This is a genomic window from Serratia sp. 22264 (assembly GCF_052045345.1).
GTDB classification, from domain to species: domain Bacteria; phylum Pseudomonadota; class Gammaproteobacteria; order Enterobacterales; family Enterobacteriaceae; genus Serratia; species Serratia plymuthica.
In genome coordinates, this window is record NZ_JBQEOY010000005.1 from 248,299 (window position 1) to 270,683 (window position 22,385).

23 protein-coding genes are annotated in these 22,385 nt (G+C 57.5%); 10 read left to right on the forward strand and 13 right to left on the reverse strand.

All coding sequences use genetic code 11. The features are described from left to right. Window positions 1-34 precede the first annotated feature (34 nt). On the reverse strand, window positions 35-703 hold the full coding sequence (locus ACTJJ1_RS18495) for a glutathione S-transferase family protein (RefSeq protein ID WP_004948715.1): 669 nt from the start codon (window positions 701-703) through the stop codon (window positions 35-37). A 316-nt stretch (window positions 704-1,019) separates the two neighbouring features. On the opposite strand from ACTJJ1_RS18495, the gene bhsA reads away from it, so the two are divergent. After that, window positions 1,020-1,280, forward strand: coding sequence for a multiple stress resistance protein BhsA (bhsA, locus tag ACTJJ1_RS18500; protein ID WP_006328335.1), 261 nt, complete (start codon window positions 1,020-1,022; stop codon window positions 1,278-1,280). Between the two features lie 57 nt (window positions 1,281-1,337). Here bhsA and ACTJJ1_RS18505 read toward each other — a convergent pair whose 3' ends face one another. After that, the gene (locus tag ACTJJ1_RS18505; RefSeq protein ID WP_004948719.1) at window positions 1,338-2,255 is read right to left on the reverse strand and encodes a LysR family transcriptional regulator; all 918 of its coding nucleotides are present in this window, start codon (window positions 2,253-2,255) and stop codon (window positions 1,338-1,340) included. A 129-nt stretch (window positions 2,256-2,384) separates the two neighbouring features. On the opposite strand from ACTJJ1_RS18505, the gene ACTJJ1_RS18510 reads away from it, so the two are divergent. Next, window positions 2,385-3,134: a 3-oxoacyl-ACP reductase family protein gene (locus tag ACTJJ1_RS18510; RefSeq protein WP_004948722.1), complete on the forward strand. Its 750-nt coding sequence runs from the start codon at window positions 2,385-2,387 to the stop codon at window positions 3,132-3,134. A gap of 62 nt (window positions 3,135-3,196) precedes the next feature. On the opposite strand, the gene ssb1 is transcribed toward ACTJJ1_RS18510, so the two are convergent. After that, window positions 3,197-3,733, reverse strand: a complete 537-nt coding sequence (ssb1, locus tag ACTJJ1_RS18515; protein ID WP_006317814.1) for a single-stranded DNA-binding protein SSB1 — start codon at window positions 3,731-3,733, stop codon at window positions 3,197-3,199. A 277-nt stretch (window positions 3,734-4,010) separates the two neighbouring features. Here ssb1 and uvrA point away from each other — a divergent pair, with 277 nt between their 5' ends. Together uvrA and ACTJJ1_RS18525 are read left to right on the forward strand one after the other, a co-directional pair. After that, complete coding sequence (gene uvrA / locus ACTJJ1_RS18520; protein ID WP_006328337.1) at window positions 4,011-6,845, forward strand: excinuclease ABC subunit UvrA; 2,835 nt, start codon at window positions 4,011-4,013, stop codon at window positions 6,843-6,845. Between the two features lie 220 nt (window positions 6,846-7,065). Beyond that, window positions 7,066-8,118: an NAD(P)-dependent alcohol dehydrogenase gene (locus ACTJJ1_RS18525; RefSeq protein WP_004948729.1), complete on the forward strand. Its 1,053-nt coding sequence runs from the start codon at window positions 7,066-7,068 to the stop codon at window positions 8,116-8,118. 34 nt (window positions 8,119-8,152) lie between these two features. On the opposite strand, the gene maa is transcribed toward ACTJJ1_RS18525, so the two are convergent. The 6 genes from maa to ACTJJ1_RS18555 all read right to left on the reverse strand — a co-directional run bounded on the left by maa (window position 8,153) and on the right by ACTJJ1_RS18555 (window position 12,409). Further along, the gene (maa, locus tag ACTJJ1_RS18530; protein WP_004948733.1) at window positions 8,153-8,710 is read right to left on the reverse strand and encodes a maltose O-acetyltransferase; all 558 of its coding nucleotides are present in this window, start codon (window positions 8,708-8,710) and stop codon (window positions 8,153-8,155) included. Between the two features lie 164 nt (window positions 8,711-8,874). Next, window positions 8,875-9,228 carry an MmcQ/YjbR family DNA-binding protein gene (locus ACTJJ1_RS18535; RefSeq protein ID WP_004948738.1) on the reverse strand — a complete coding sequence of 118 codons (354 nt, stop codon included), beginning with the start codon at window positions 9,226-9,228 and terminating at the stop codon, window positions 8,875-8,877. Between the two features lie 4 nt (window positions 9,229-9,232). Continuing rightward, window positions 9,233-9,649: a secondary thiamine-phosphate synthase enzyme YjbQ gene (locus tag ACTJJ1_RS18540; protein ID WP_004948741.1), complete on the reverse strand. Its 417-nt coding sequence runs from the start codon at window positions 9,647-9,649 to the stop codon at window positions 9,233-9,235. Window positions 9,650-9,774: 125 nt separating this feature from the next. After that, window positions 9,775-10,968, reverse strand: a complete 1,194-nt coding sequence (locus ACTJJ1_RS18545; RefSeq protein WP_440834781.1) for an amino acid aminotransferase — start codon at window positions 10,966-10,968, stop codon at window positions 9,775-9,777. Window positions 10,969-11,009: 41 nt separating this feature from the next. Next, window positions 11,010-11,627, reverse strand: a complete 618-nt coding sequence (locus tag ACTJJ1_RS18550) for a YitT family protein (protein WP_006317804.1) — start codon at window positions 11,625-11,627, stop codon at window positions 11,010-11,012. Between the two features lie 314 nt (window positions 11,628-11,941). Next, window positions 11,942-12,409, reverse strand: a complete 468-nt coding sequence (locus ACTJJ1_RS18555) for an Lrp/AsnC family transcriptional regulator (RefSeq protein WP_004948752.1) — start codon at window positions 12,407-12,409, stop codon at window positions 11,942-11,944. Between the two features lie 353 nt (window positions 12,410-12,762). Here ACTJJ1_RS18555 and ACTJJ1_RS18560 point away from each other — a divergent pair, with 353 nt between their 5' ends. After that, window positions 12,763-14,151 (forward strand): amino acid permease, encoded by a 1,389-nt coding sequence (locus ACTJJ1_RS18560; protein WP_440834783.1) that lies wholly within the window; start codon window positions 12,763-12,765, stop codon window positions 14,149-14,151. Window positions 14,152-14,164: 13 nt separating this feature from the next. Beyond that, window positions 14,165-14,932, forward strand: a complete 768-nt coding sequence (locus tag ACTJJ1_RS18565; RefSeq protein ID WP_004948758.1) for a transporter substrate-binding domain-containing protein — start codon at window positions 14,165-14,167, stop codon at window positions 14,930-14,932. 43 nt (window positions 14,933-14,975) lie between these two features. Here ACTJJ1_RS18565 and alr read toward each other — a convergent pair whose 3' ends face one another. Beyond that, window positions 14,976-16,055: an alanine racemase gene (alr, locus tag ACTJJ1_RS18570; protein ID WP_004948761.1), complete on the reverse strand. Its 1,080-nt coding sequence runs from the start codon at window positions 16,053-16,055 to the stop codon at window positions 14,976-14,978. Between the two features lie 17 nt (window positions 16,056-16,072). Then, window positions 16,073-17,497, reverse strand: a complete 1,425-nt coding sequence (dnaB, locus tag ACTJJ1_RS18575; protein ID WP_004948763.1) for a replicative DNA helicase — start codon at window positions 17,495-17,497, stop codon at window positions 16,073-16,075. A gap of 180 nt (window positions 17,498-17,677) precedes the next feature. Here dnaB and ACTJJ1_RS18580 point away from each other — a divergent pair, with 180 nt between their 5' ends. Next, window positions 17,678-18,661 (forward strand): quinone oxidoreductase, encoded by a 984-nt coding sequence (locus ACTJJ1_RS18580; RefSeq protein WP_440834786.1) that lies wholly within the window; start codon window positions 17,678-17,680, stop codon window positions 18,659-18,661. A gap of 306 nt (window positions 18,662-18,967) precedes the next feature. Here the strand turns inward: ACTJJ1_RS18580 and pspG are convergent, their stop codons facing one another. Beyond that, window positions 18,968-19,186, reverse strand: a complete 219-nt coding sequence (gene pspG / locus ACTJJ1_RS18585) for an envelope stress response protein PspG (RefSeq protein ID WP_004948769.1) — start codon at window positions 19,184-19,186, stop codon at window positions 18,968-18,970. Window positions 19,187-19,342: 156 nt separating this feature from the next. After that, window positions 19,343-20,353, reverse strand: coding sequence for a tRNA dihydrouridine(20/20a) synthase DusA (gene dusA, locus ACTJJ1_RS18590; RefSeq protein ID WP_004948772.1), 1,011 nt, complete (start codon window positions 20,351-20,353; stop codon window positions 19,343-19,345). Between the two features lie 203 nt (window positions 20,354-20,556). Between dusA and ACTJJ1_RS18595 the strand changes: the two genes are divergently transcribed. From ACTJJ1_RS18595 to ACTJJ1_RS18605, 3 genes are read left to right on the forward strand one after another with little or no spacing between them, the layout of a single operon-like run. Then, complete coding sequence (locus ACTJJ1_RS18595) at window positions 20,557-21,090, forward strand: tetratricopeptide repeat protein (RefSeq protein ID WP_004948775.1); 534 nt, start codon at window positions 20,557-20,559, stop codon at window positions 21,088-21,090. A 50-nt stretch (window positions 21,091-21,140) separates the two neighbouring features. Further along, on the forward strand, window positions 21,141-21,629 hold the full coding sequence (locus ACTJJ1_RS18600; protein WP_440834831.1) for an RNA polymerase sigma factor: 489 nt from the start codon (window positions 21,141-21,143) through the stop codon (window positions 21,627-21,629). After that, window positions 21,626-22,384, forward strand: a complete 759-nt coding sequence (locus tag ACTJJ1_RS18605) for an anti-sigma factor family protein (protein ID WP_440834789.1) — start codon at window positions 21,626-21,628, stop codon at window positions 22,382-22,384. The genes ACTJJ1_RS18600 and ACTJJ1_RS18605 overlap by 4 nt, the downstream gene beginning before the upstream one ends. The last annotated feature ends 1 nt before the right edge of the window (window position 22,385 follow it).

The window sequence follows — 22,385 nt, forward strand, 5'->3', positions numbered from 1 at the left end:
ACAGAGGTTAACCCGTCAAGTATAGTTCATGCCCTCAGCTCAGCAGTTCGTAAGGGCCGCCCTGCTCCAACGCCCGCTGGTAAGCCGGCCGGGTATGGATACGCTGCAGATAGCCGCGCAGCTTCGGGCAATTGTCCAGCGAACCGCGCGCCGCCATCGCTTCCAGCGGAAAGCTCATCTGGATATCCGCCGCGCTGAATTCGTTGCCGACAAACCAGGTGCTTTTGCTCAGGTGCTGCTCAAGATAATCGCGATGCGTGGCGATCTGTTTGTCCAGATATTCCCGCTGAACCCCTTTGCCAATCGCCCCCGCTAGCGGCCGCAACAACCAGGGGACCGGCGATTGACCCAGGCGGCTGAACACCAGCTTCATGACCTGCAGCGGCATCAGCGATCCTTCCGCATAATGCAGCCAGTAACGGTATTGTTGGCGAGCATGATGGTCGGTCGGGATAAACAGCCCCTGGGCATCGTAGGCTTCTTGCAAATATTCGATAATGGCGCCGGACTCCGCCAGGGTCAGATCGCCGTCGACAATCACCGGGGATTTGCCCAACGGGTGGATCTTTTTCAGCTCCGGCGGCGCCAGCAGGGTTTGCGGATCGCGTTGGTAACGCTGTACCTGATAAGGCACACCCAATTCTTCCAGAAACCACAGGATACGCTGCGAGCGTGAATTATTCAGATGGTGCACGATAACCATGAAGTTTCTCCAATCCGTTGCCAACCCAGTTCGCCAGTCTGCACGCCGTTACCGATTTGCAGCGGCACGGTGCGCAACGTCAGTCGATCGTCAGTGAAGCGGTAAAAGCGGATCTGATGCCATTGCGCTCCCCTTTAAGAATCACCTTTAAAGGGTAGTGGCGATTATTCCAGCACGCCAGCGCTCAAAATTAAGTCAATTTATTTGAATAAAATACTCAAAACTCTCCGATTTTCTCTGTGGGCATGTCGGTCTATTATCCAACACATCGAGAGGAAACAACCTCTCACCTGACAAATACTCTGAGGATTGAATCATGAAAAACATCAAAATTTTTGCTGCCGCTCTACTGCTGACTACCGCTTCTTTCGCTTCCGTTGCCGCTGACCAGCCTTCCAGCCAACCTGCCGCCGACGCTCAGAAAATCGGTGTCGTCTCCGTTGCCGGCGCTTCTAACCTCAGCGCACTGGAAACCGAACTGGCTAACAAGGCCGCAGCATCAGGCGCCAGCTCTTACCGCATCATCTCTGCCGGTGGCCAGAACAAACTGCACGGCACCGCTGAAATCTTCAACTGATCGTCAGACAGCCCACTGACGGAAGAAAAAAAGCCCCGCGAGGGGCTTTTCTCGTTTCTAGCGCGCATCAAAACGCGTCGCCAGCTTCTGCAGGCGAAATTGCTCGGTGATGTAATCGACAAACACCCGGGTTTTGCTGGGCAGAAATTTGGTAGTGGGAAAGTAAAGATAGACGCTACCGCGATCGACATACCAGGCTGGCAACACCCGCAATAAGCGACCGCTTTCCAGATAAGGCAAGGCGCTTGGCATGGCGATCAACGCAATGCCCAGCCCCATTTCCGCCGCTCGCGCCGCCGCCTCCGGCTCATTCACCGTCATGTTAACGGTCATCAAGGGCGCCCGCTGTTCGTTATCCGCATTGCGCAGCGGCAGGTTGCGAATCCGCCCGGTTTGCGGCGAGCGGATAAAAATCCCCGCGTGGTTCGCCAACTGTTCCGGTTGGCTCAAAAGCGGATGACGCCGCAGATAATCCGCCGAAGCCACCAATACCCCGTGGGCCGGCGCCAATTCACGCGCAATCATTCCCTGCGCCAATTCAATACCTCCGCCAATTGCGGCGTCGAAGTGTTCGCCAATCATATCCACTTTGCGATTGTCAAAATGCCAGTCCGGCACTATCGACGGGTAACGAGACAAAAACGCCGGCAACAGAGGCATCACGAAATGCAGACCGAAGGCGGTGCCCATGCTGACCTTTAGCGTACCTGCCGCGACAGAGCCACTGCTGTTCACCCTTTTCAGCGCGCACTGGATCGACTGCAAACCGCCGCTCACTTCCTGAAGAAAACGTTCCCCCTCTTCGGTCAGGATCAGCTTGCGCGTGTTGCGCTGGAATAACCGTACGCCCACCAGCGTCTCCAGCTTGGTGACATTTTTCCCCACCGCCGCAGAGCTGATACCCAGCTTGCGGCCGGCTGCGGAAAAACTGCCGTTTTCCGCGCTGCTGACAAAACATTCCAGATGGCCGAGCATGGCTTTCCTCCGTTGATTTCAAACCAATGGTTTAAGCTGATTATAGCGCTTTGTGGCTAGTGGCCGCGTTGCGTTTCTCCGATACTGGTCCGGTAGATTTTTTAACCTTACCCACTCTGGAGAAACATCATGTCAGCAACCCTCTCTCTGCAAGGCAAAGTCGCATTCGTTCAGGGCGGCTCACGCGGTATCGGCGCCGCCATCGTCAAACGGCTGGCGCGCGATGGTGCCGCGGTGGCATTCACCTACGCAGCTTCCGCCGACCGGGCCGATGCCGTGGTGAGTGAAATCACCGCCGCCGGCGGCAAGGCTATCGCCATCAAAGCCGACAGCGTCGACGCCGCCGCAGTACAGCAGGCGGTACGCCAGGCGGTGAACAGCTTCGGCAATCTGGACATTCTGGTGAACAACGCCGGGGTGTTTACGTTGGGCAGCACCGAAGAACTGGCGCTGGAAGATCTGGACCGTATGCTCGCGGTGAACGTACGCAGCGTCTTTGTTGCCAGCCAGGAAGCTGCGCGCCATATGAACGACGGTGGCCGCATCATTCACATCGGCAGCACCAACGCCGAGCGCGTGCCCTTTGGCGGCGCCGCAGTTTACGCGATGAGCAAATCCGCGCTGGTCGGCCTGACCAAGGGTATGGCGCGCGATCTCGGCCCGCGCGGCATCACCGTCAACAACGTGCAGCCCGGCCCGGTGGATACCGAGATGAACCCGGACGACGGTGATTTCGCCGAGCAGTTGAAACAGCTGATGGCCATCGGCCGCTACGGTAAAGACGAAGAGATCGCCAGCTTTGTCGCCTACCTGGCCGGCCCGCAAGCGGGCTACATCACCGGCGCCAGTCTGAGCATCGACGGCGGCTTCTCGGCTTAACGGTTCTGAAATGCAAAAAGCCCCGAAAAGGGGCTTTTTTATTGGCTTCAGACAGCCCGATATCAGAAAGGAATATCGTCGTCGAAGTCCATTGGCGGTTCGTTGCTGCTGGCTGCCGGCGCGTTGTTCTGCGCTGGGCGTGCCTGCTGGCCGCCGCTGAACTGGTTGCCGCCCTGCGGTTGCTGAGGCTGGCCCCAACCGCCCTGGCCGCCTGCTGCCTGACCACCGCCTGCAGGTGCGCCGCCGCCTTGACGGCCACCCAGCATCTGCATGGTGCCGCCAACGTTCACCACAACTTCGGTGGTGTATTTTTCTACGCCAGCCTGATCGGTCCATTTACGGGTCTGCAGGGCACCTTCGATATACACCTGGGAACCTTTACGCAGATACTCGCCCGCAACTTCAGCCAGCTTGCCGAACAACACAACGCGGTGCCATTCGGTTTTTTCTTTCTGCTCGCCAGTCGCTTTGTCACGCCAGCTTTCGGAGGTCGCCAGGGTAATGTTGGCCACTGCGCCGCCATTCGGCATGTAACGGACTTCCGGGTCTTGGCCCAGATTCCCGACCAGAATTACTTTGTTTACGCCTCTGCTGGCCATGAGAACTCTCCTGATGATTGATTTTTACACAGTATAAACGAGTAAGTTTAACACGCTCAGCCTGAAACGACACCCGTGTTGATAACTGCGTATTGTATTCCAGAATTGTCCTTTCGAACGACCTTGTTGCATTCGTATACTGGATATTCATTCAGGTTTTTTTGTGTCATAATTATGCGTTTCGTACTGGCTGTGCCGGTTTTTTGCGCGGTTGATCACAAAATCACCCGCACTAAACCCAGACAGGCGCGGTGTATCATCAAGACGGGAAGTGTAAATGGACAATATCGAAGTTCGTGGTGCTCGAACCCATAATCTCAAAAACATCAACCTGATTATCCCGCGTGACAAGCTGATCGTCGTCACCGGTTTGTCCGGTTCAGGCAAGTCCTCGCTGGCTTTTGATACGCTGTATGCCGAAGGGCAGCGCCGCTACGTCGAGTCGCTCTCCGCCTATGCACGCCAGTTTCTTTCGCTGATGGAAAAACCGGACGTCGACCATATTGAAGGTCTGTCGCCGGCGATTTCCATCGAGCAGAAATCCACCTCGCATAACCCGCGATCCACGGTCGGCACCATCACCGAGATCCACGATTACCTGCGCCTGCTGTTCGCCCGCGTCGGCGAACCGCGCTGCCCGGATCACCATGTGGAACTGGCGGCGCAAACCGTCAGCCAGATGGTGGACAACGTACTCAGCCAGCCGGAAGGCAAACGCCTGATGCTGCTGGCGCCGGTGGTGAAAGACCGCAAGGGCGAGCACACCAAAACGCTGGAAAACCTGGCGACCCAGGGCTATATCCGCGCACGCATCGACGGTGAAGTCTGTGACCTCTCGGATCCGCCGAAGCTTGAGCTGCAGAAAAAGCACACCATTGAAGTGGTGGTCGATCGCTTCAAGGTGCGTGAAGATCTGGCGCAGCGCCTGGCGGAATCGTTCGAAACCGCGCTGGAGCTGTCCGGCGGCACGGCGGTAGTGGCCGACATGGACGACGAAAAAGCGGACGAGCTGCTGTTCTCCGCCAACTTCGCCTGCCCGATCTGCGGCTACAGCATGCGCGAGCTGGAACCGCGCCTGTTCTCGTTCAACAACCCGGCCGGCGCCTGCCCGACCTGTGACGGCCTGGGCGTGCAGCAGTTCTTCGATCCGGAACGCGTGGTGCAGAACCCCGAGCTTTCGTTGGCCGGCGGTGCGATCCGCGGTTGGGATCGCCGCAACTTTTATTATTTCCAGATGCTGCGTTCGCTGTCGGAACATTATGCCTTCGACGTCGAAGCGCCGTTCAACTCTCTGGACGCCAACGTGCAGAAAGCGGTGCTCAGCGGTTCCGGCAAAGAGTCGATCGAGTTCAAATACATTAACGATCGCGGTGACACCACCGTGCGCCGCCACCCGTTCGAAGGCGTGCTGCACAACATGGAACGCCGCTATAAAGAGACGGAATCCAGCGCGGTGCGCGAAGAGCTGGCGAAGTTTATCAGCAACCGCCCTTGCGCCTCCTGTCACGGCACCCGCCTGCGCGAAGAAGCACGCAACGTGTTTGTCGAAGACACCACGCTGCCGGAAATCTCCGATCTGAGCATCGGCCACGCCATGACCTTCTTCCAGAACATGAAGCTCAGCGGCCAGCGCGCCCAGATCGCCGAAAAAGTCCTGAAAGAGATTGGCGACCGCCTGAAATTCCTGGTGAACGTCGGGCTTAACTACCTGTCGCTGTCGCGCTCGGCGGAAACCCTGTCCGGCGGCGAGGCGCAGCGTATTCGTCTGGCCAGCCAGATCGGCGCCGGCCTGGTGGGCGTAATGTACGTTCTTGATGAGCCGTCGATCGGCCTGCACCAGCGTGACAACGAACGCCTGCTGGAAACCCTGATCCACCTGCGTAACCTGGGCAACACGGTGATCGTGGTGGAGCATGACGAAGACGCCATCCGCGCCGCCGATCATGTCATCGATATCGGCCCCGGCGCTGGCGTACATGGCGGCCAGGTGGTGGCAGAAGGCACCGTCGAAGACATCATGGCGCAGCCCGAATCGCTGACCGGCCAGTTCCTCAGCGGCAAACGCGAGATTGCCATCCCTGAGCAGCGCGTACCGGCCGATCCGACCAAGGTACTGAAGCTGAGCGGCGCGCGCGGCAACAACCTGAAAGACGTGACGCTGACGCTGCCGGTGGGGCTGTTTACCTGCATCACCGGGGTCTCCGGCTCAGGCAAATCCACGCTGATCAACGACACGCTGTTCCCGATAGCCCAACGCCAGCTCAACGGCGCCACCATTGCCGAACCGGCGCCGTTCCGCGAAGTGACCGGCCTCGAACATTTCGACAAAGTGATCGACATCGATCAAAGCCCGATCGGCCGCACCCCGCGCTCCAACCCGGCCACCTACACCGGCATCTTCACCCCGGTGCGCGAGCTGTTCGCCGGCGTACCGGAGTCGCGCAGCCGCGGCTATAACCCGGGCCGCTTCAGCTTCAACGTCAAGGGCGGGCGCTGCGAGGCCTGTCAGGGCGATGGCGTGATCAAGGTAGAAATGCACTTCCTGCCGGATATCTACGTGCCCTGCGACCAGTGCAAAGGCAAGCGCTATAACCGTGAGACGCTGGAAGTGAAGTACAAAGGCAAGAGCATCCACGAAGTGCTGGAGATGACCATCGAAGAAGCGCGCGATTTCTTCGACGTGGTGCCGGCGCTGGCACGCAAGCTGCAAACGCTGATGGACGTCGGCCTGTCCTACATTCGCCTCGGCCAGTCGGCGACCACGCTGTCCGGCGGTGAGGCGCAACGCGTCAAGCTGGCGCGCGAGCTGTCTAAACGCGGTACCGGCCAGACGCTGTATATCCTTGATGAGCCGACCACCGGTCTGCACTTCGCCGATATCCAGCAACTGCTGGCGGTGCTGCATCAGTTGCGCGATCAGGGCAATACCATCGTGGTGATTGAGCACAACCTGGACGTGATTAAAACGGCGGACTGGATTGTCGACCTGGGGCCGGAAGGCGGCAGTGGCGGCGGTGAAATCCTGGTCTCCGGCACGCCGGAAACCGTGGCCAACTGCGAAGCTTCGCATACCGCGCGCTTCCTCAAGCCGTTACTGAAAATGAAGAAATAACCTTTCTTGCCGGCGGGCCGTTTGCGGCCCGCCATTTTATCCACCCGCCAAAATTAAAGAGAAACAGGCAAGATTTAGACATTTTCAGGCATTTCCCTCCCTGCTCGCCCCTTTTATCATCAATGTTCCCTCTGCGCCGCCCGTATGACCTGGGCCGCGTCTCACCGGCACTCTGCCGCCGGAAAGCATTCCCCCCCATTCACTGATGACTGGAGTTACCATGAACATTACGCATGCCTATGCCGCGCATGACGCGAAGTCAGCGCTCGTACCTTTCGATTACACACCGCGCGCCCTGCGCGACCACGATGTGCAAATCGAAGTTCTGTTCTGTGGCGTTTGCCATTCGGATCTGCACCAGGCCCGCAACGAATGGAACAACTCGATTTTCCCGGTGGTGCCCGGCCATGAAATTGTTGGCCGCGTGACCGCCGTCGGCAACCACGTATCCCGCCATCAGGTTGGCGATCTGGTCGGTGTCGGCTGCATGGTCGATTCCTGTCGCAGCTGTCCTAGCTGTGACGAAGGGCTGGAGCAATACTGTGAAAGCGGCTTTACCGGCACCTATAACGGCCAGGATCGGCAAACCGGCGCCATCACCTACGGCGGCTACTCGACCGCTATGGTGGTGGATCAGGACTTTGTGCTGCGGGTGCCGGCAAACCTCGATCCGGCCGGCGTCGCGCCGCTGCTTTGCGCCGGTATCACCACCTATTCGCCGCTGCGCCAATGGGGTGCAGGGCCGGGCAAGAAGGTCGGTATCGTCGGCCTCGGCGGCCTGGGGCATATGGGGGTCAAGCTGGCGCGGGCAATGGGCGCTCATGTGGTGCTGTTCACCACGTCGGCCTCCAAAGTTGAAGACGCCAAACGCCTCGGCGCTCATGAGGTAGTGATCTCGCGCAACCCGGAAGAAATGGCGCAGCACGTCAACAGCTTCGATTTTATTCTCAACACGGTGGCGGCTCAGCACGATCTGAACCCGTTCCTCAACCTGCTGCGGCGTGATGGCACCTTGACGCTGGTCGGCGCGCCGGAACATGACCACCCGTCGCCGCAGGTGTTTAACCTGATCATGAAACGCCGCCGCCTCGCCGGCTCGCTGATCGGCGGTATTGCAGAAACCCAGGAGATGCTGGATTTCTGCGGCCAGCACGGCATTACTTCGGATATCGAACTGATCCCGATGCAGCAAATCAACGAAGCCTATGAGCGCATGCTGAAAAGCGACGTGAAATACCGTTTCGTGGTGGATATCAACTCTCTGCGAGCATAATGCTACGGGCGCCCACTGCGGCGCCCGTTTTTTGTTATAGCTGTTTAATCACCCGCGCCGGATTGCCGCCGACCACGCAGTTGGCCGGTACGTCTTTGGTGACGACCGCCCCGGACGCCACCACCACGTTATCTCCCAGAGTAACGCCGGGGTTAATGACCGCCCTGCCGCCGATCCAAACATTGTTGCCAATGTTTACCGGTTTGCCGAACTCCGCACCGCCGACGCGGGTTTGCGCATCCAGCGGATGGGTAGCGGTATAAATATGCACTCCCGGCGCCAACAGGCAGTTATCGCCGATATGCACTTCGCACACATCCAGGATTACGCAGTCAAAATTGGCGTAAAAATTCTTCCCCAGATAGATGTTATAACCGTAATCGCAGCGGAACGTCGGTTCGATGGTTCCCCCCTGATACTGGCCCAACAGCGCCGCCAGCCACTGTTTACGCAGATCGCCCTCGTCCGGGGATGAATGGTTGTAATGGTGCACCAGTTGGCGCGCGCGCTTGCGTTCGCTGCGCAGCAACTCGTCACCGGCATCGTACAGTTCGCCGGCAATCATCTTGCGTTTTTCTTCACTCATGGCCATCTCACGGCATCCTTTGGTCTCGCGGCTCATCGATTAAAAAGCCTAGTCCTTCCTGGTGCGCAATGAAACGGGAACGTTCCCATTCTCGAATCGCGATCACAATTTAAAGAGAAAAAAGGAGACAACGGAACGGAAAAGGCAGGCGGCCACGCCTGCCCTGCCGGTTAAGCGCGAAGTTCCTGCCGCACGTGGTCGGGTAACCCTTCCAGCACCAGCTGATATGAACTGTCGATCAAAGTGTAAAATTGCGAGTTCGGCAGGTTGCCGTCGAGAAACACCGTATTCCAGTGCGCCTTGTTCAGGCCAGCGCAGGCGACGATCTCCGGGTGATGCTCGCGCAGACTTTCCGCCAACTCCGGGCTTGATTTCACCGCCAGGGCCGGCCGGCCCTGTACCTCGCACACCATGGCGAACATCACGTCGCCGACCTTGATCTGGCTGGCCTGCCACTGGTTCTGGTCGCTTTGCTCCGCGCCCGGCTTCGCCATGCAGTATTCCAGCAGTGCTGTGTTATTCATTGGGTTACTCCCCCTGTAAAGTGGCCACAATACGGCGTGAACCGCCGTGGATGCGGTGCTCCCCCAGCCAAATTCCCTGCCATGTGCCCAACATCAGCCGCCCATGGCCGACGGGCAGCATCAAAGATGCGCCCAGCAGCGAGGATTTGATGTGTGCCGGCATGTCGTCCAGCCCTTCGTAGTCGTGCTGATAGGGTGCGTTCTCGGGTACCTGACGCAGGAAATGCTGTTCCATATCGGCTCGCACCGTGGGATCGCAGTTCTCGTTGAGCGTCAGCGAGGCCGAGGTATGCTGCAACAACAGATGCAGCAGGCCGGTTTGCAGGCGGTGTAAGTGGGTTAACTGGTCGGTAATCTCTTCGGTAACCAGATGAAAACCACGCGCTTTTGCGCTGAGGATAAGCGTTTGCTGATGCCACATGAGTGAGCGCCCCTCAATCAGTATATTCTCTATCCGGTTTGCGGCAACTTTGGCGGCAAACCGACAACAAAAAAGGAGCGATATCGCTATCGCTCCTTTGCGAACGTCAGTTCACCCTAACAACATTACTGCACTGCGGCAAACGCCTCGGCCACCTGATGCACGTTGTTGTGGTTCAGGCCGGCCATGCAAACGCGCCCGCTGTGGATCAGGTAGACGCCGAACTCTTCACGCAGGCGATTAACCTGCGCCGCGCTGAAACCGGTGTAGCTGAACATGCCGCGCTGCTGCAGCAGGTAATCGAAGTTACGCTGCGGCAACGCGATTTTCAGTGCCTCGACCAGCGTTTTGCGCATCTCAAGGATACGGGTGCGCATGCTTTCCACTTCCGCCAACCACTGGGCCTTCAACTGCGTATCGTTCAGCACCTTCGCCACCACCTGCGCACCGAAGTTCGGCGGGCTGGAGTAGTTGCGGCGTACGGTGGCCTTCAATTGCCCCAGCACGCGCCCGGCGGCTTCTTCGCTTTCGCACACTACCGACAGGCCGCCGACGCGTTCGCCATACAGCGAGAAGATTTTCGAGAACGAGTTACTCACCAGGCACGGCAGGCCGGCGGCGGCGATAGTGCGGATAGCGTAAGCATCTTCGGTGATACCGCCGCCAAAACCCTGATAGGCGATATCGAGGAACGGGATCAGCTCACGCTCGGCGATCACCTTGACCACCTCGTCCCACTGGGCATTGGTCAGGTCAGAGCCGGTCGGGTTGTGGCAGCACGGATGCAGCAGCGCGATGCTGTGTTTCGGCAGCTGTTTCAACGCGCTCAACATGGCGTCGAACTTCACGCCCAGGCTTTCGCCATCAAAGTACGGATAGGTGTTCACTTTGAAACCGGCCCCGCCGAAGATGGCGATATGGTTTTCCCAGGTAGGATCGCTGACCCATACCTGCGAATCCGGGAAGTAGCTTTTCAGGAAGTCGGCACCCACTTTCAGCGCGCCGGAACCGCCTACGGTCTGAATGGTGGCGATGCGCCCCTGCTGCAGCATCGGGTGCTCGGCACCGAACAGCAGATGCTGAATGGCGGTACGGTAAGGCAGCAGGCCTTCCATCGGCAGGTACACCGACGCGCCCTGATCCACGCTGTTCAACTGAGCTTCCGCTGCGGCAACCGCTTTCATCTGCGGGATAATACCCCGCTCGTCGTAGTAAAGGCCGATACTCAGGTTAACCTTGTGCGCACGTGTGTCTTTTTTGAATTTTTCCATCAGCGACAGGATAGGATCGCCTGCATAGGCATCAACGTTCTGGAACACGGGGTCGTTCTCCTAGATTGGGTTATTCAGAGGGTACAAATTCAAACGCTGTAACGACCAGGGCGATGGTTCATCGCGATAATCAGATTCAGCACCATTGCACCTAATATAGACGCAATTAGCAGGGAAATATTCACCACAAACAGTGAGGCTAACACGATAGAAATATCGACCGCCATTTGCAATTTGCCGGCGCGCAAACCGTATTTATCCTGCAGATACAGCGCGAGAATATTGACGCCGCCCAGGCTGGCCTTATGGCGAAATAACACAATAAACCCTAACCCCATGATCATGCTACCGAACACCGTTGCATAAAAAGGCTGCAGGCGGTCGAAATGGATGAAATAGGGGTGCAAATCGGAAAATATCGACACCAGCGCCACCGAGCAGAAGGTTTTGACGGTGAACGCCCACCCCATACGGCGGATCGCCAGATAATAAAACGGCAGGTTAAGCAAAAAGAACGCTACGCCGAACGACAGCGGTGTCAGGTAATTGATTAAGAAAGCCAATCCGGCGGTGCCGCCGGTCAGCGCGCCGGCCTGCCGCAGCAGGATCACGCCGAACGACACCATCAGCGTGCCGATCAGGATCGCCAGCACGTCTTCCAGCAGAGTATGGGAAATATTGTCTTCAGGGCTGATGCAGTTATCCATGGTGTTATTACTCAAAGTAGGTTGCCATCACCGCCCGGTGAACCGGGTTTGTACGCTGAATAATGCAAAAGCCACACCATAAGATAAGCAAAACAGCCGTCATCATGCGATTTCGCAAAATGTTCGACGTTTATCCACAATAAGCCGCTGTTTTTATTTAAAATAAAAAATGCACAAAATACGCATAAAAAACAAAATAACCGCTAACATCATGCATCAAAAGCGAACTTGTCGGCCACTCGTCGCATTAAATGCCCATTAATGGTGCAGGTCGCCCCTAAATGGTTCATTAAAATGGAGGCGACAATGTCCGATCAGCGCGCTACCGGCAGCAGCCCGTTTTCTTTCAGCCGATTCAGTACCACCGCGGTTTTCACGTGCGCTACGCTCTTGTGCATCGACAGAGTCTTGCTGATAAAGTCGCTCAGCGCTGCCAGATCGGCCACGGCCACCTTTAACAGATAGTCAGCGTCGCCGGTGGTTTTATAGGCGTCGAGAATAGCGTCAACCTCTTCCAGCATGCGATGAAAGCTGTCCACATGCTCCTGGGCATGGTTGGTCAGGCTCACTTCGATTAACCCCACCATCCCCAACCCAACGGCCTCCGGCGCCAGCCGCGCATGGTAGCCGCGAATCAACTGAGCCTGTTCCAGGCTGATGCGCCGCCGTGAGCACTGGGAAGCGGACAACCCCACCAACTCGCTCAGTTCCTGATTGGTCAGACGGCCATTGGCCTGTAACAGCGTCAGGATTTTCATATCAAAATCGTCAATGTTGTACATAGCCACCTGTAAACCCGTTAAGAAATGTTGACGTTACAGACTATCAGTTTTTTTGCCCCTGTAATCCCCCCGTTTTGATTCCCCGGCGACGCCTCACAGTTTCGTTGCACCACCCTGGCCCATTTCCGGTCATCACAGGCACCCAATACGGGCATTGCGTGCGAAAAATAAGGTTAAAACGCCTTGAATCCCGCAATAAATACAGTTTAATGCACGGTTTGTGAGCCAAAGTGAAAAATAATTAAATAACGTTTTCAGCAGGTTATTAGTGATACGCCCCCATCGCCCTTACTCGCTGGCCCGATAGTTGCTAAATCCCCAGCGACACGCATTTACCTTTTTGGGGAACACAGATGGACAATCATCAGTCAGAAAACCAGTTGAAAAGAGGGTTAAAAAACCGTCACATCCAACTGATCGCCCTCGGCGGCGCCATCGGCACCGGCCTGTTTCTCGGCATTGCCCAGACCATAAAAATGGCCGGCCCTTCGGTGCTGCTCGGTTACGCCATCGCCGGGGTTATCGCCTTCTTTATCATGCGCCAACTGGGTGAAATGGTGGTGGAAGAGCCGGTGGCCGGCTCCTTCAGCCACTTTGCCAATAAATACTGGAGCGGTTTTGCCGGCTTTATGTCCGGCTGGAACTATTGGGTGCTGTACGTGCTGGTGAGCATGGCGGAACTGACCGCAGTGGGCATTTACGTGCAGTACTGGTGGCCGGAAATTCCGACCTGGGTCTCCGCAGCGGTATTCTTTGTGGCGATCAACGCCATCAACCTGACCAGCGTCAAAGTGTACGGCGAGATGGAATTCTGGTTTTCCATCATCAAAGTGGCGGCGATCATCAGCATGATCGCATTTGGCGCCTGGCTGTTGGCCAGCGGGCACGGCGGGCCGGACGCCAGCGTGGCCAACCTGTGGCAATACGGCGGTTTCTTCCCTAACGGCATCAGCGGCCTGGTGATGGCAATGGCGGTGATCATGTTCTCGTTCGGTGGTCTGGAGCTGGTCGGCATTACCGCCGCCGAAGCGGATAACCCGGAGAAAAGTATCCCGCGGGCCACCAATCAGGTGATTTACCGTATTCTGCTGTTTTATGTCGGCGCACTGGCGGTGCTGCTGTCACTGTATCCGTGGCAGAAGGTGGTGGAAGGCGGCAGCCCGTTCGTCCTGATCTTCCATGCGCTGGACAGCAATCTGGTGGCGACGCTGCTGAACATGGTGGTGCTGTCCGCCGCCCTGTCGGTGTACAACAGCTGCGTGTATTGCAACAGCCGCATGCTGTTTGGGCTGGCGAAACAGGGCAACGCACCGCGCGCACTGCTGAAGACCAACCGGCGCGGCATTCCGCTGGCGGCGCTGAGCGTGTCGGCGCTGGTGACCGCACTGTGCGTGCTGCTCAATTACCTGATGCCGGGCAAGGCGTTTGAATTGCTGATGGCGTTGGTGGTGTCCGCATTGGTGATCAACTGGGCAATGATCTGCATTACTCACCTGAAGTTTCGGCGCGCCAAGCGGCTGGCCGGGCAGCAAACGCGTTTCCAAAGTTGGGGTTACCCGTTCACCAATCTGATTTGTCTGCTGTTTTTAGCCGGGATTTTGGTCATTATGTTTATGACGCCAGGCATCCGGATTTCGGTATGGTTGATTCCGATTTGGCTGTTGGTGCTGGCGGCAAGCTATCTGCTGAAGAAAAAGAACGCCGCCGCGCCGGGCGCCATTGCTGAATCCAATAACGTATAAGCAAGGGAAACAGATGAAAAAGCTATTACCTCTCGCACTGCTGGTCGCCGCAGGGAGCGCCAGCGCCCAATCCCATCTGGATAAGGTGACACAACAGGGCACGCTGGAAGTGTGCACCACCGGCGATTACAAGCCCTACACCTTTTTGAAGGAAGACGGCAGCTACGAAGGCATTGATATCGCCATGGCGGAATCGCTGGCCAAGAGCCTGGGCGCCAAAGTTAAATGGGTGAAAACCAGTTGGAAAACCCTGACGCCGGACTTTGTCGCCGGCAAGTGCGACATCGCCATGGGCGGCATTTCCGTCACGCTACAGCGGCAAAAACAGGTGTTCTTCGCCGATAAGCTGGATACCGACGGCAAAATCCCGCTGGTGCGCTGCACCGACGTGAAGAAATACCGGACGGTCGAGCAGATCAACAAAGCGTCCGTGCGCCTGCTGGAGCCGGCGGGCGGCACCAACGAAGCGTTCGTACATGCTTACCTGCCCGACGCCAAGCTGACGTTGACCCATGATAACGTGGGTATTTTTCAGCAGTTAGTGGACAAGAAAGCCGATGTGATGATTACCGACGCTTCCGAGGCGCTGTATCAGCAAAAACACTATCCGAAACTGTGCGCGGTAAATCCGGACAAACCGCTGCAATACGGCGAGAAGGCCTATATGTTGCCGCGTGATGATCTGAGCTGGAAGCAGTATGTGGATCAGTGGCTGCACCTGGCCAAAGCGACCGGCGAGTATCAAAGCATTATCGATCAGTGGCTGGCGGTAAAGAAGTAACGCGTTGAAGATTAGGGCCGACACCTTGCCGGCCCACGACAGGTTATTCGCCGATATATTCCATCGCCACGCGCTGCGTCAGCTTGGTAATCAGCTCATAGGCGCTGATGCCGGTACAGGCGGCAATGCGCTCGACCGGCAACGCCTTGCCCCATAGCACCACTTCATCGCCGACCTTATCGGTCGCGTTTGGCCCGAGATCGACCGAAATCATGTCCATAGATACCCGGCCGACCACCGGCACTTCGCGGCCATTAAGCCATACCGGGGTACCGGAGGGCGCACTGCGCGGGTAACCATCACCATAACCCATCGCCACCACGCCCAGCCGGGTGTCGCCTTCGCTCACCCAGGTGCCGCCGTAACCCACCGCCTCGCCGGCCTTGTGGTCGCGCACCGCAATCAGGTTGGATTTCAGCGTCATCGCCGGCTGCAGATCAAACTGGCTGCCGCAGGCATCCTCCATCGGAGAAACGCCGTACAGGATAATGCCCGGCCGCACCCAGTCATTGTGCGCATCCGGCCACAGCAAGGTGCCGCCAGAAGCGGCGATCGAGCGCTGGCCCGGCTTGCCACGGACAAAACTTTCGAAACACTGCATTTGCTTGAGCGTAGCGTCAGAGTCCGGTTCATCGGCACGGCTGAAGTGGCTCATGATATTGACCGGCTGCGCCACGTTACGGCAGGCGCTCAGACGCTGATAAAACGCCTCGGCCTGTTCCGGACGCACGCCCAGGCGGTGCATGCCGGTATCGAGCTTCATCCATACCGGCACCGGGCGCGCCAGCTCGGTCTGCTCCAGCGCTTCAAGCTGTTCGATGCTGTGCACTGCGGTTTCGATGTTATTCGCCACCAGCACCGGCAGATCTTCAGCGCAGAAAAAACCTTCCAGCAGCAGGATCGGTTTCACGATGCCGCCGGAGCGCAGCATCAGCGCCTCGCCAATGCGCGCCACGCCGTAGCAGTCGGCGTCTTGCAAAGTGTGAGCTGTTTCCAGCAGGCCATGTCCATAAGCGTTTGCTTTCACAACGGCAATCAGGCGGCTTTGCGGCGCCTGGCGGCGCACCTGTTGCAGATTATGTCGCAGAGCGCGGCGGTCGATTACAGCGGTTGCCGCTTTCATTTCAGTTCCTTAGCTGATTATTCATCATCATATTGTGGCCCCGCGTAGTTATCGAAACGCGACCACTGGCCGTTAAAGGTCAGGCGCACGGTACCGATCGGGCCGTTACGCTGCTTACCCAGAATAATTTCGGCAATCCCTTTCATGTCGCTGTTCTCGTGATAAACCTCATCACGGTAGATGAACATGATCAGGTCGGCATCCTGCTCGATGGAACCGGACTCACGCAGGTCTGAGTTGACCGGGCGTTTGTCGGCGCGCTGCTCCAGGCTTCGGTTCAGCTGCGACAGCGCCACCACCGGCACCTGCAGCTCTTTCGCCAGCGCCTTCAGCGAGCGGGAGATTTCGGCGATTTCCAGCGTACGGTTGTCGGACAGGGCCGGCACACGCATCAGCTGCAGGTAGTCGATCATGATCAGGCTGAGGCCGTCATGTTCGCGGAAAATACGGCGCGCGCGGGAGCGCACTTCGGTTGGCGTCAGGCCGGAGGAGTCGTCAATGTACATATTGCGCTTCTCCAGCAGGATGCCCATGGTGCTGGAAATGCGCGCCCAGTCCTCGTCGTCGAGCTGGCCGGTACGGATACGCGTCTGGTCGACGCGCGACAGCGACGCCAGCATACGCATCATGATCTGGTTGCCGGGCATCTCCAGGCTGAAGATCAGCACCGGCTTTTCCTGCGTCATGGCGGCGTGTTCGCACAGGTTCATGGCGAAAGTGGTTTTACCCATCGAAGGACGGGCGGCGACGATGATCAGGTCCGATTTTTGCAAACCGGCAGTTTTCTTATTGAGATCCTGATAGCCGGTGTCTACCCCGGTAACGCCGTCATGCGGCTGCTGATACAGCTGTTCGATACGCGAAACGGTGTCTTCCAGAATACGCTCGATACCTTTCGGGCCTTCATCTTTACTGGCGCGATTTTCCGCGATCTGGAATACCCGCGACTCGGCCAGATCGAGCAGATCTTCGCTGCTGCGGCCCTGCGGATCGTAACCGGCGTCGGCGATCTCATTGGCTACCGAGATCATTTCGCGTACGACCGCACGTTCACGCACGATGTCGGCATAAGCGCCGATGTTGGCGGCGCTTGGGGTGTTTTTCGACAGCTCGGCCAGATAGGCGAAACCGCCCACCGAATCCAGTTCGCCGCGCTGCTCGAGCGATTCGGACAGGGTGATCAGATCGATAGGCCGGCTCATTTCCAACAGCCGCTGCATCTCGGTAAAGATCAGGCGGTGCGGGCGGCTGAAGAAATCGTTGGAGACCACGCGTTCCGATACGTTATCCCAGCGTTCGTTATCCAGCATCAAACCGCCCAACACGGACTGTTCCGCCTCCAGCGAATGTGGCGGCATCTTCAGCCCTTCCATCTGGCGATCTCGAGGGCGATCTCTGGCTTCGTCCGCGTAAGTTTTGTTGGTTGGTTTTTTTCCTGCCATGAAGCGTATTCTTTATCCGGTTGCGAATGGAGAATCCTGACGCGAGAGTATACGTGATTTTTATCTGTGATTCCCGCGGCATAACCGATGCAAAAAAGGTATCAATCCGCACCCGGCTAAACTGGATCGTCGATACTAAAACGCGTAGGGTGAAATCAAACACCCCAACGAGGTAATGAAATGGCAAAGCGCATTCAATTCTCCGCCACCGGCGGCCCGGAAGTGTTGCAATACGTTGATTTTACACCTATCGATCCGGCAGCCGGTGAGGTACAGGTTGAGAATAAGGCGATCGGCATCAACTACATCGATACCTATATTCGCAGCGGCCTCTATGCACCCGCCAGCCTGTCAAGCGGGTTGGGCACCGAAGCGGCCGGCGTGGTGATCAAGGTAGGCGCCGGCGTCAGCGCGGTGAAACCGGGCGACCGCGTGGTTTACGCCCAATCGTCACTCGGCGCCTACAGCGACGTTCACAATGTTTCGGTAGAGAAAGTGGCGATCCTGCCGCACAACCTGAGCTTTGAGCAGGGTGCCGCCTCGTTTCTGAAAGGGCTGACGGTACATTATCTGCTGCGCCAAACCCATGAAGTGCAGCCGGGCGAAGTGTTCCTGTTCCATGCCGCCGCAGGCGGCGTCGGGTTGATTGCCTGCCAGTGGGCCAAGGCGCTCGGCGCAAAGCTTATCGGCAGCGTCGGTTCTGACGAAAAAGCTGAACTGGCTAAACGCGCCGGCGCCTGGGCGACCATCAATTACCATCAAGAAGATATCGCCCAGCGCGTGTCTGAACTGACGCAGGGCGAAAAAGTCGGCGTAGTGTACGATTCGGTGGGCCAAAGCACCTGGCAGGCCTCACTCAATAGCCTGAAGCGCCGTGGGCTGATGGTCAGCTTCGGCAACGCCTCTGGCCCGGTAACCGGCGTCGATCTGGCATTGCTGAACCAGAAAGGTTCGCTGTACGTCACCCGCCCTTCGCTCAACGGTTACGTCACTAACCGCGCGGAGTTGCAGTTCGCCAGCAATGAACTGTTCTCGTTGATCGGCAGTGGCGCCATCAAGGTCGACGTAAAAGAAGAGCAAAAATTTGCGCTGGCCGATGCGCAACGTGCGCATGAGGTGCTGGAAAGCCGCAATACCAGCGGTTCAAGCCTGCTGATCCCTTGATCCCCAGGCAAAAGAAAAGGGCTCCGTAAGGAGCCCTTTCTATTTACTGCATTTGTAGGGGTAGAGCAGAGTCCGCCAGAGACAGGGGGTTGCTTCAGCAACGCTCGTATTGGGTATTATTGTCTCTTGCGGTGATGAAATAGGTCGCATCGCTGCATCGACAAATATCCTACCAGCCCCTAAACGCAAAAAACACGCTTAATGTGCCGCATTCGCATTTAAAACACCAAGGTGTGATCGTCGCCGCATTCACGATGCATTCGTTACGCAAATTTCAGCGTGACTGCCTGATTACTCGACAAAAAATCAGTAACGACGTATTTGCGGCTTCTGCATCGAACGGTATATCCAAACGCCCACCACCGCCAAAATCAACCAGGGCAGCAGCTTGATCACTATCGCCAGCAGGCCGCCCAGCAGCATAAACGCCGCCGCGACCAGTAACGCGGCGAAGACGCCCAGCAGCGAAATTCCGGTCACCATCAGCATCACTACAAAGCCAATGAGAAAGAAGAGTTCTAACATGATTGCTCCTTCGCAAAACAAAGTCTCTGCAGGAGTATTACAAGATGCGTGCCAGAACGGCGGAAAAGATAAGTAGTTGAAATATAAAAACAGGCAAACAGCAGAGCGCTGAATGCCTGATGAAAAAGACTAACTGTTAGTCAAATTCTTTGCGTATTACGCCACTTCGGTACGCGGCAGACGAACCAGATCCAGCGCAGCTTCCACCACGCGCGCATCGGCGCCCGGTTTGTGGGCGTTCTCGCTCAGATGGCGACGCCACTGGCGCGCCCCCGGCACGCCCTGGAACAGGCCGAGGATATGGCGGGTGATGTGCCCCAAATAGGTACCGTTCGACAGCTCACGTTCGATATAGGGATACAGCGATTCGATAATCGCCACGCTGTCCATGACCTCGGTCTGGCGACCAAACAGCTCGCTGTCGACCCGCGCCAAAATGCCCGGATTCTGATAAGCCTCGCGCCCCATCATCACGCCATCCAGATGCTCCAGATGCTGCTTTGCTTCTTCCAGCGTTTTCACACCGCCGTTGATGGCGAGAGTCAACTGCGGGAAATCCCGTTTCAGTTGGTACACGCGCGGATAGTCCAGCGGCGGCACTTCACGGTTTTCTTTCGGGCTGAGGCCGGACAACCAGGCCTTGCGCGCATGGATAGTAAACATATCGCACTCGCCGCGCCCGGCGACGGTGGCGATAAAATCGCACAGAAACTCGTAGCTGTCCTGGTCGTCGATGCCGATGCGGGTCTTGACCGTCACCGGGATCGACACCACGTCGCGCATCGCCTTGATACAGTCGGCAACCAGCGTTGCCTGCCCCATCAGACAGGCGCCGAACATGCCGTTTTGTACGCGATCGGACGGGCAACCGACGTTGAGGTTAATCTCGTCGTAACCGCGCTGTTCGGCCAGTTTGGCGCAGTGCGCCAGCGCAGCCGGATCGCTGCCGCCCAGTTGCAACGCCACCGGGTGCTCTTCTTCGCTGTAGGCCAGATAGTCGCCCTTGCCGTGAATAATCGCGCCGGTGGTCACCATTTCGGTGTACAGCAGCGTTTCTTTGGTCAGCAGGCGGTGGAAGTATCGGCAATGACGATCGGTCCAGTCGAGCATCGGCGCAATGGAGAAACGATTGGCGGCATATTTTGAGGCGTGGTTGTCTGTCGTCATGCTGAGTTACTGGCTACCTGATCTGTCTGGGATTCAACGAACGGCATGCTGCCGCAAACGGCTATTATAACGACAATCGACGGCATTGGGAAAACCGCCGTGCCATCAGGCCAAAAAGAAAAAGAAAAAACGAATAAAAACGCGCCTTCAGGTGTTCTCTCACCAAGGGGGCAACTCGCCTCCCTTCCAATGAGGAAAAAACCATGAACAGTTTCGTTAAACGCCTGTTGCTGCCCGTGATTGCCGGCTCTGTGCTGTTTTCCGGTGCGGCCCTGGCGATGGGGGGTGACGGCAGCGGCCAAACCACGCCAACCTGCCCGAAAGGCCAAATATACGACACAAAAACCAAGACCTGCATGGTGGATAAAAGCAGCATGATCGGCGACAACGATCGGGCGAACTACGCCTATGCGCTGGCGAAAAGCGGCCGCTATCAGGATGCCCTCGACGTGCTGAACACTCTGAAAAACCCCAACACCGCCGTGGCATTGAACTACCGGGGTTACGCCACCCGCAAGCTCGGGCGCACGGATGAAGGCATCGGCTACTATTTAAAATCAGTAGCGCTCGATCCCAACTACCCAAAAGTCCGCGAATACTTGGGTGAAGCCTATATGGTGAAAGGCCGCCCGGACCTGGCGAAAGAGCAGCTCAAGGTGATCCAGTCGCTGTGCGGCACCGGTTGCGAAGAGTACCGCGACCTGGCGGCAGCCATAGATCACCATCCCGAATCGTAAGGTAGCCAGGCCCGGAGGCGAGCATCAGCAACGACGCAATCCGCAACGAAATCGGCCAGTATCTTTCCCGCCTGTGGCGCTATGGTTTAGTGCTCTCTCACCGGCGGGATATCGCCGACGATCTGGTACAAGCCACCTGTGTGCGGGCGCTGGAGCGCGCCGCACAGTTTACTTTGGGCTCGCGCATGGATCGCTGGCTGTTTTCGATTCTGCATTCCATTTGGCTGAACGAAGTCCGTGCCCGGCATATCCGTCAGGGGCAGGGTTTTGTCGATGCCGACGATCTGGCCGGCGAGGAAAACGGTGAAGATACGATATGGGCCAATGAAGTGATGCAGCGGGTCAATCGCCTGCCGGAAGCACAGCGCAATACGCTGTTCCTGGTGTACGTGGAGGAGCTTTCTTACCGGGAAGCGGCCGAGGTGCTGGGCGTCCCTATCGGCACCATCATGAGCCGCCTGGCAGCGGCACGTCTACAGCTTGCGAACGACAGTGTGCTGCAACCCCATATCCCGCAGTCAAAAGGAGAACGATCATGAGCTCATACTATACTGCGGATGAACTGCTGGTCGCCTATCTGGACAATCAACTGGATCCCCAGCAGCGCCGCAGCCTGGAACAGCGCCTGGTCGACGAACCGGCATTGGCCGACCGTTTGTCGCTGCTGGAACGCAGCAATCTGCCGTTCAAACAGGCGTTCGCCCCTTTGCTGGATGAAGCACCGGTGCAACAACTGCAGGACAGGTGGCCACTTGCCATGCCGGCCCCACAACGCGGCGTCAGCCGCCGTGCCCTGATTGCCGCTGCCGTCGGTTTTCTGGCGCTGGGTGTCGCAGGCGATCGCGCCTGGCTGCAAGCGAGTCAGCCAGAAGAAAACTGGCGCGGCCTGGTGGCCCAATATATGGCGCTTTACACCCCGGAAACGCTGGCGGGCTTCGATAGCGCCCCTGCGTTACTCGCCAGTCAATTGCAGCACACTGGCGAACGGCTCGGCATTGCTCTCCCCGCTCCCAAACTGGCATTGAACGGCGCTGAGCTGAAAAATGCCCGCGTGTTGGCTTACGACGATCGCCGCATTGCTCAGTTGACCTGGCTGGACGCGCAGTTTGGCCCGCTGGCGCTGTGCATCATTCAGCAACCGGGCAAGCCGGAGTCCGCACAAAGCGAACGCCGCCAGGGGATGAACGTGGTGTATTGGGCCGATGACAGCCACAGCTTTATGCTGATTGGCCATAATCCTGCGGCGGAGATGACCAGGCTGGCGGAGCGCTTGCAGCGTTCACTGTCCACCTGAG

What these genes read in the sequence shown, in the direction of transcription:
- ssb1 (WP_006317814.1), bottom strand. Translation starts at nt 3,733, where the DNA reads ATGGCCAGCAGAGGCGTAAACAAAGTAATTCTGGTCGGGAATCTGGGC.
- alr (WP_004948761.1), bottom strand. Translation starts at nt 16,055, where the DNA reads ATGAAAGCGGCAACCGCTGTAATCGACCGCCGCGCTCTGCGACATAAT.
- ACTJJ1_RS18505 (WP_004948719.1), bottom strand. Translation starts at nt 2,255, where the DNA reads ATGCTCGGCCATCTGGAATGTTTTGTCAGCAGCGCGGAAAACGGCAGT.
- ACTJJ1_RS18605 (WP_440834789.1), top strand. Translation starts at nt 21,626, where the DNA reads ATGAGCTCATACTATACTGCGGATGAACTGCTGGTCGCCTATCTGGAC.
- pspG (WP_004948769.1), bottom strand. Translation starts at nt 19,186, where the DNA reads ATGTTAGAACTCTTCTTTCTCATTGGCTTTGTAGTGATGCTGATGGTG.
- ACTJJ1_RS18510 (WP_004948722.1), top strand. Translation starts at nt 2,385, where the DNA reads ATGTCAGCAACCCTCTCTCTGCAAGGCAAAGTCGCATTCGTTCAGGGC.
- ACTJJ1_RS18550 (WP_006317804.1), bottom strand. Translation starts at nt 11,627, where the DNA reads ATGGATAACTGCATCAGCCCTGAAGACAATATTTCCCATACTCTGCTG.
- ACTJJ1_RS18595 (WP_004948775.1), top strand. Translation starts at nt 20,557, where the DNA reads ATGAACAGTTTCGTTAAACGCCTGTTGCTGCCCGTGATTGCCGGCTCT.
- ACTJJ1_RS18560 (WP_440834783.1), top strand. Translation starts at nt 12,763, where the DNA reads ATGGACAATCATCAGTCAGAAAACCAGTTGAAAAGAGGGTTAAAAAAC.
- ACTJJ1_RS18540 (WP_004948741.1), bottom strand. Translation starts at nt 9,649, where the DNA reads ATGTGGCATCAGCAAACGCTTATCCTCAGCGCAAAAGCGCGTGGTTTT.
- ACTJJ1_RS18555 (WP_004948752.1), bottom strand. Translation starts at nt 12,409, where the DNA reads ATGTACAACATTGACGATTTTGATATGAAAATCCTGACGCTGTTACAG.
- dusA (WP_004948772.1), bottom strand. Translation starts at nt 20,353, where the DNA reads ATGACGACAGACAACCACGCCTCAAAATATGCCGCCAATCGTTTCTCC.
- ACTJJ1_RS18565 (WP_004948758.1), top strand. Translation starts at nt 14,165, where the DNA reads ATGAAAAAGCTATTACCTCTCGCACTGCTGGTCGCCGCAGGGAGCGCC.
- uvrA (WP_006328337.1), top strand. Translation starts at nt 4,011, where the DNA reads ATGGACAATATCGAAGTTCGTGGTGCTCGAACCCATAATCTCAAAAAC.
- maa (WP_004948733.1), bottom strand. Translation starts at nt 8,710, where the DNA reads ATGGCCATGAGTGAAGAAAAACGCAAGATGATTGCCGGCGAACTGTAC.
- bhsA (WP_006328335.1), top strand. Translation starts at nt 1,020, where the DNA reads ATGAAAAACATCAAAATTTTTGCTGCCGCTCTACTGCTGACTACCGCT.
- dnaB (WP_004948763.1), bottom strand. Translation starts at nt 17,497, where the DNA reads ATGGCAGGAAAAAAACCAACCAACAAAACTTACGCGGACGAAGCCAGA.
- ACTJJ1_RS18495 (WP_004948715.1), bottom strand. Translation starts at nt 703, where the DNA reads ATGGTTATCGTGCACCATCTGAATAATTCACGCTCGCAGCGTATCCTG.
- ACTJJ1_RS18525 (WP_004948729.1), top strand. Translation starts at nt 7,066, where the DNA reads ATGAACATTACGCATGCCTATGCCGCGCATGACGCGAAGTCAGCGCTC.
- ACTJJ1_RS18580 (WP_440834786.1), top strand. Translation starts at nt 17,678, where the DNA reads ATGGCAAAGCGCATTCAATTCTCCGCCACCGGCGGCCCGGAAGTGTTG.
- ACTJJ1_RS18535 (WP_004948738.1), bottom strand. Translation starts at nt 9,228, where the DNA reads ATGAATAACACAGCACTGCTGGAATACTGCATGGCGAAGCCGGGCGCG.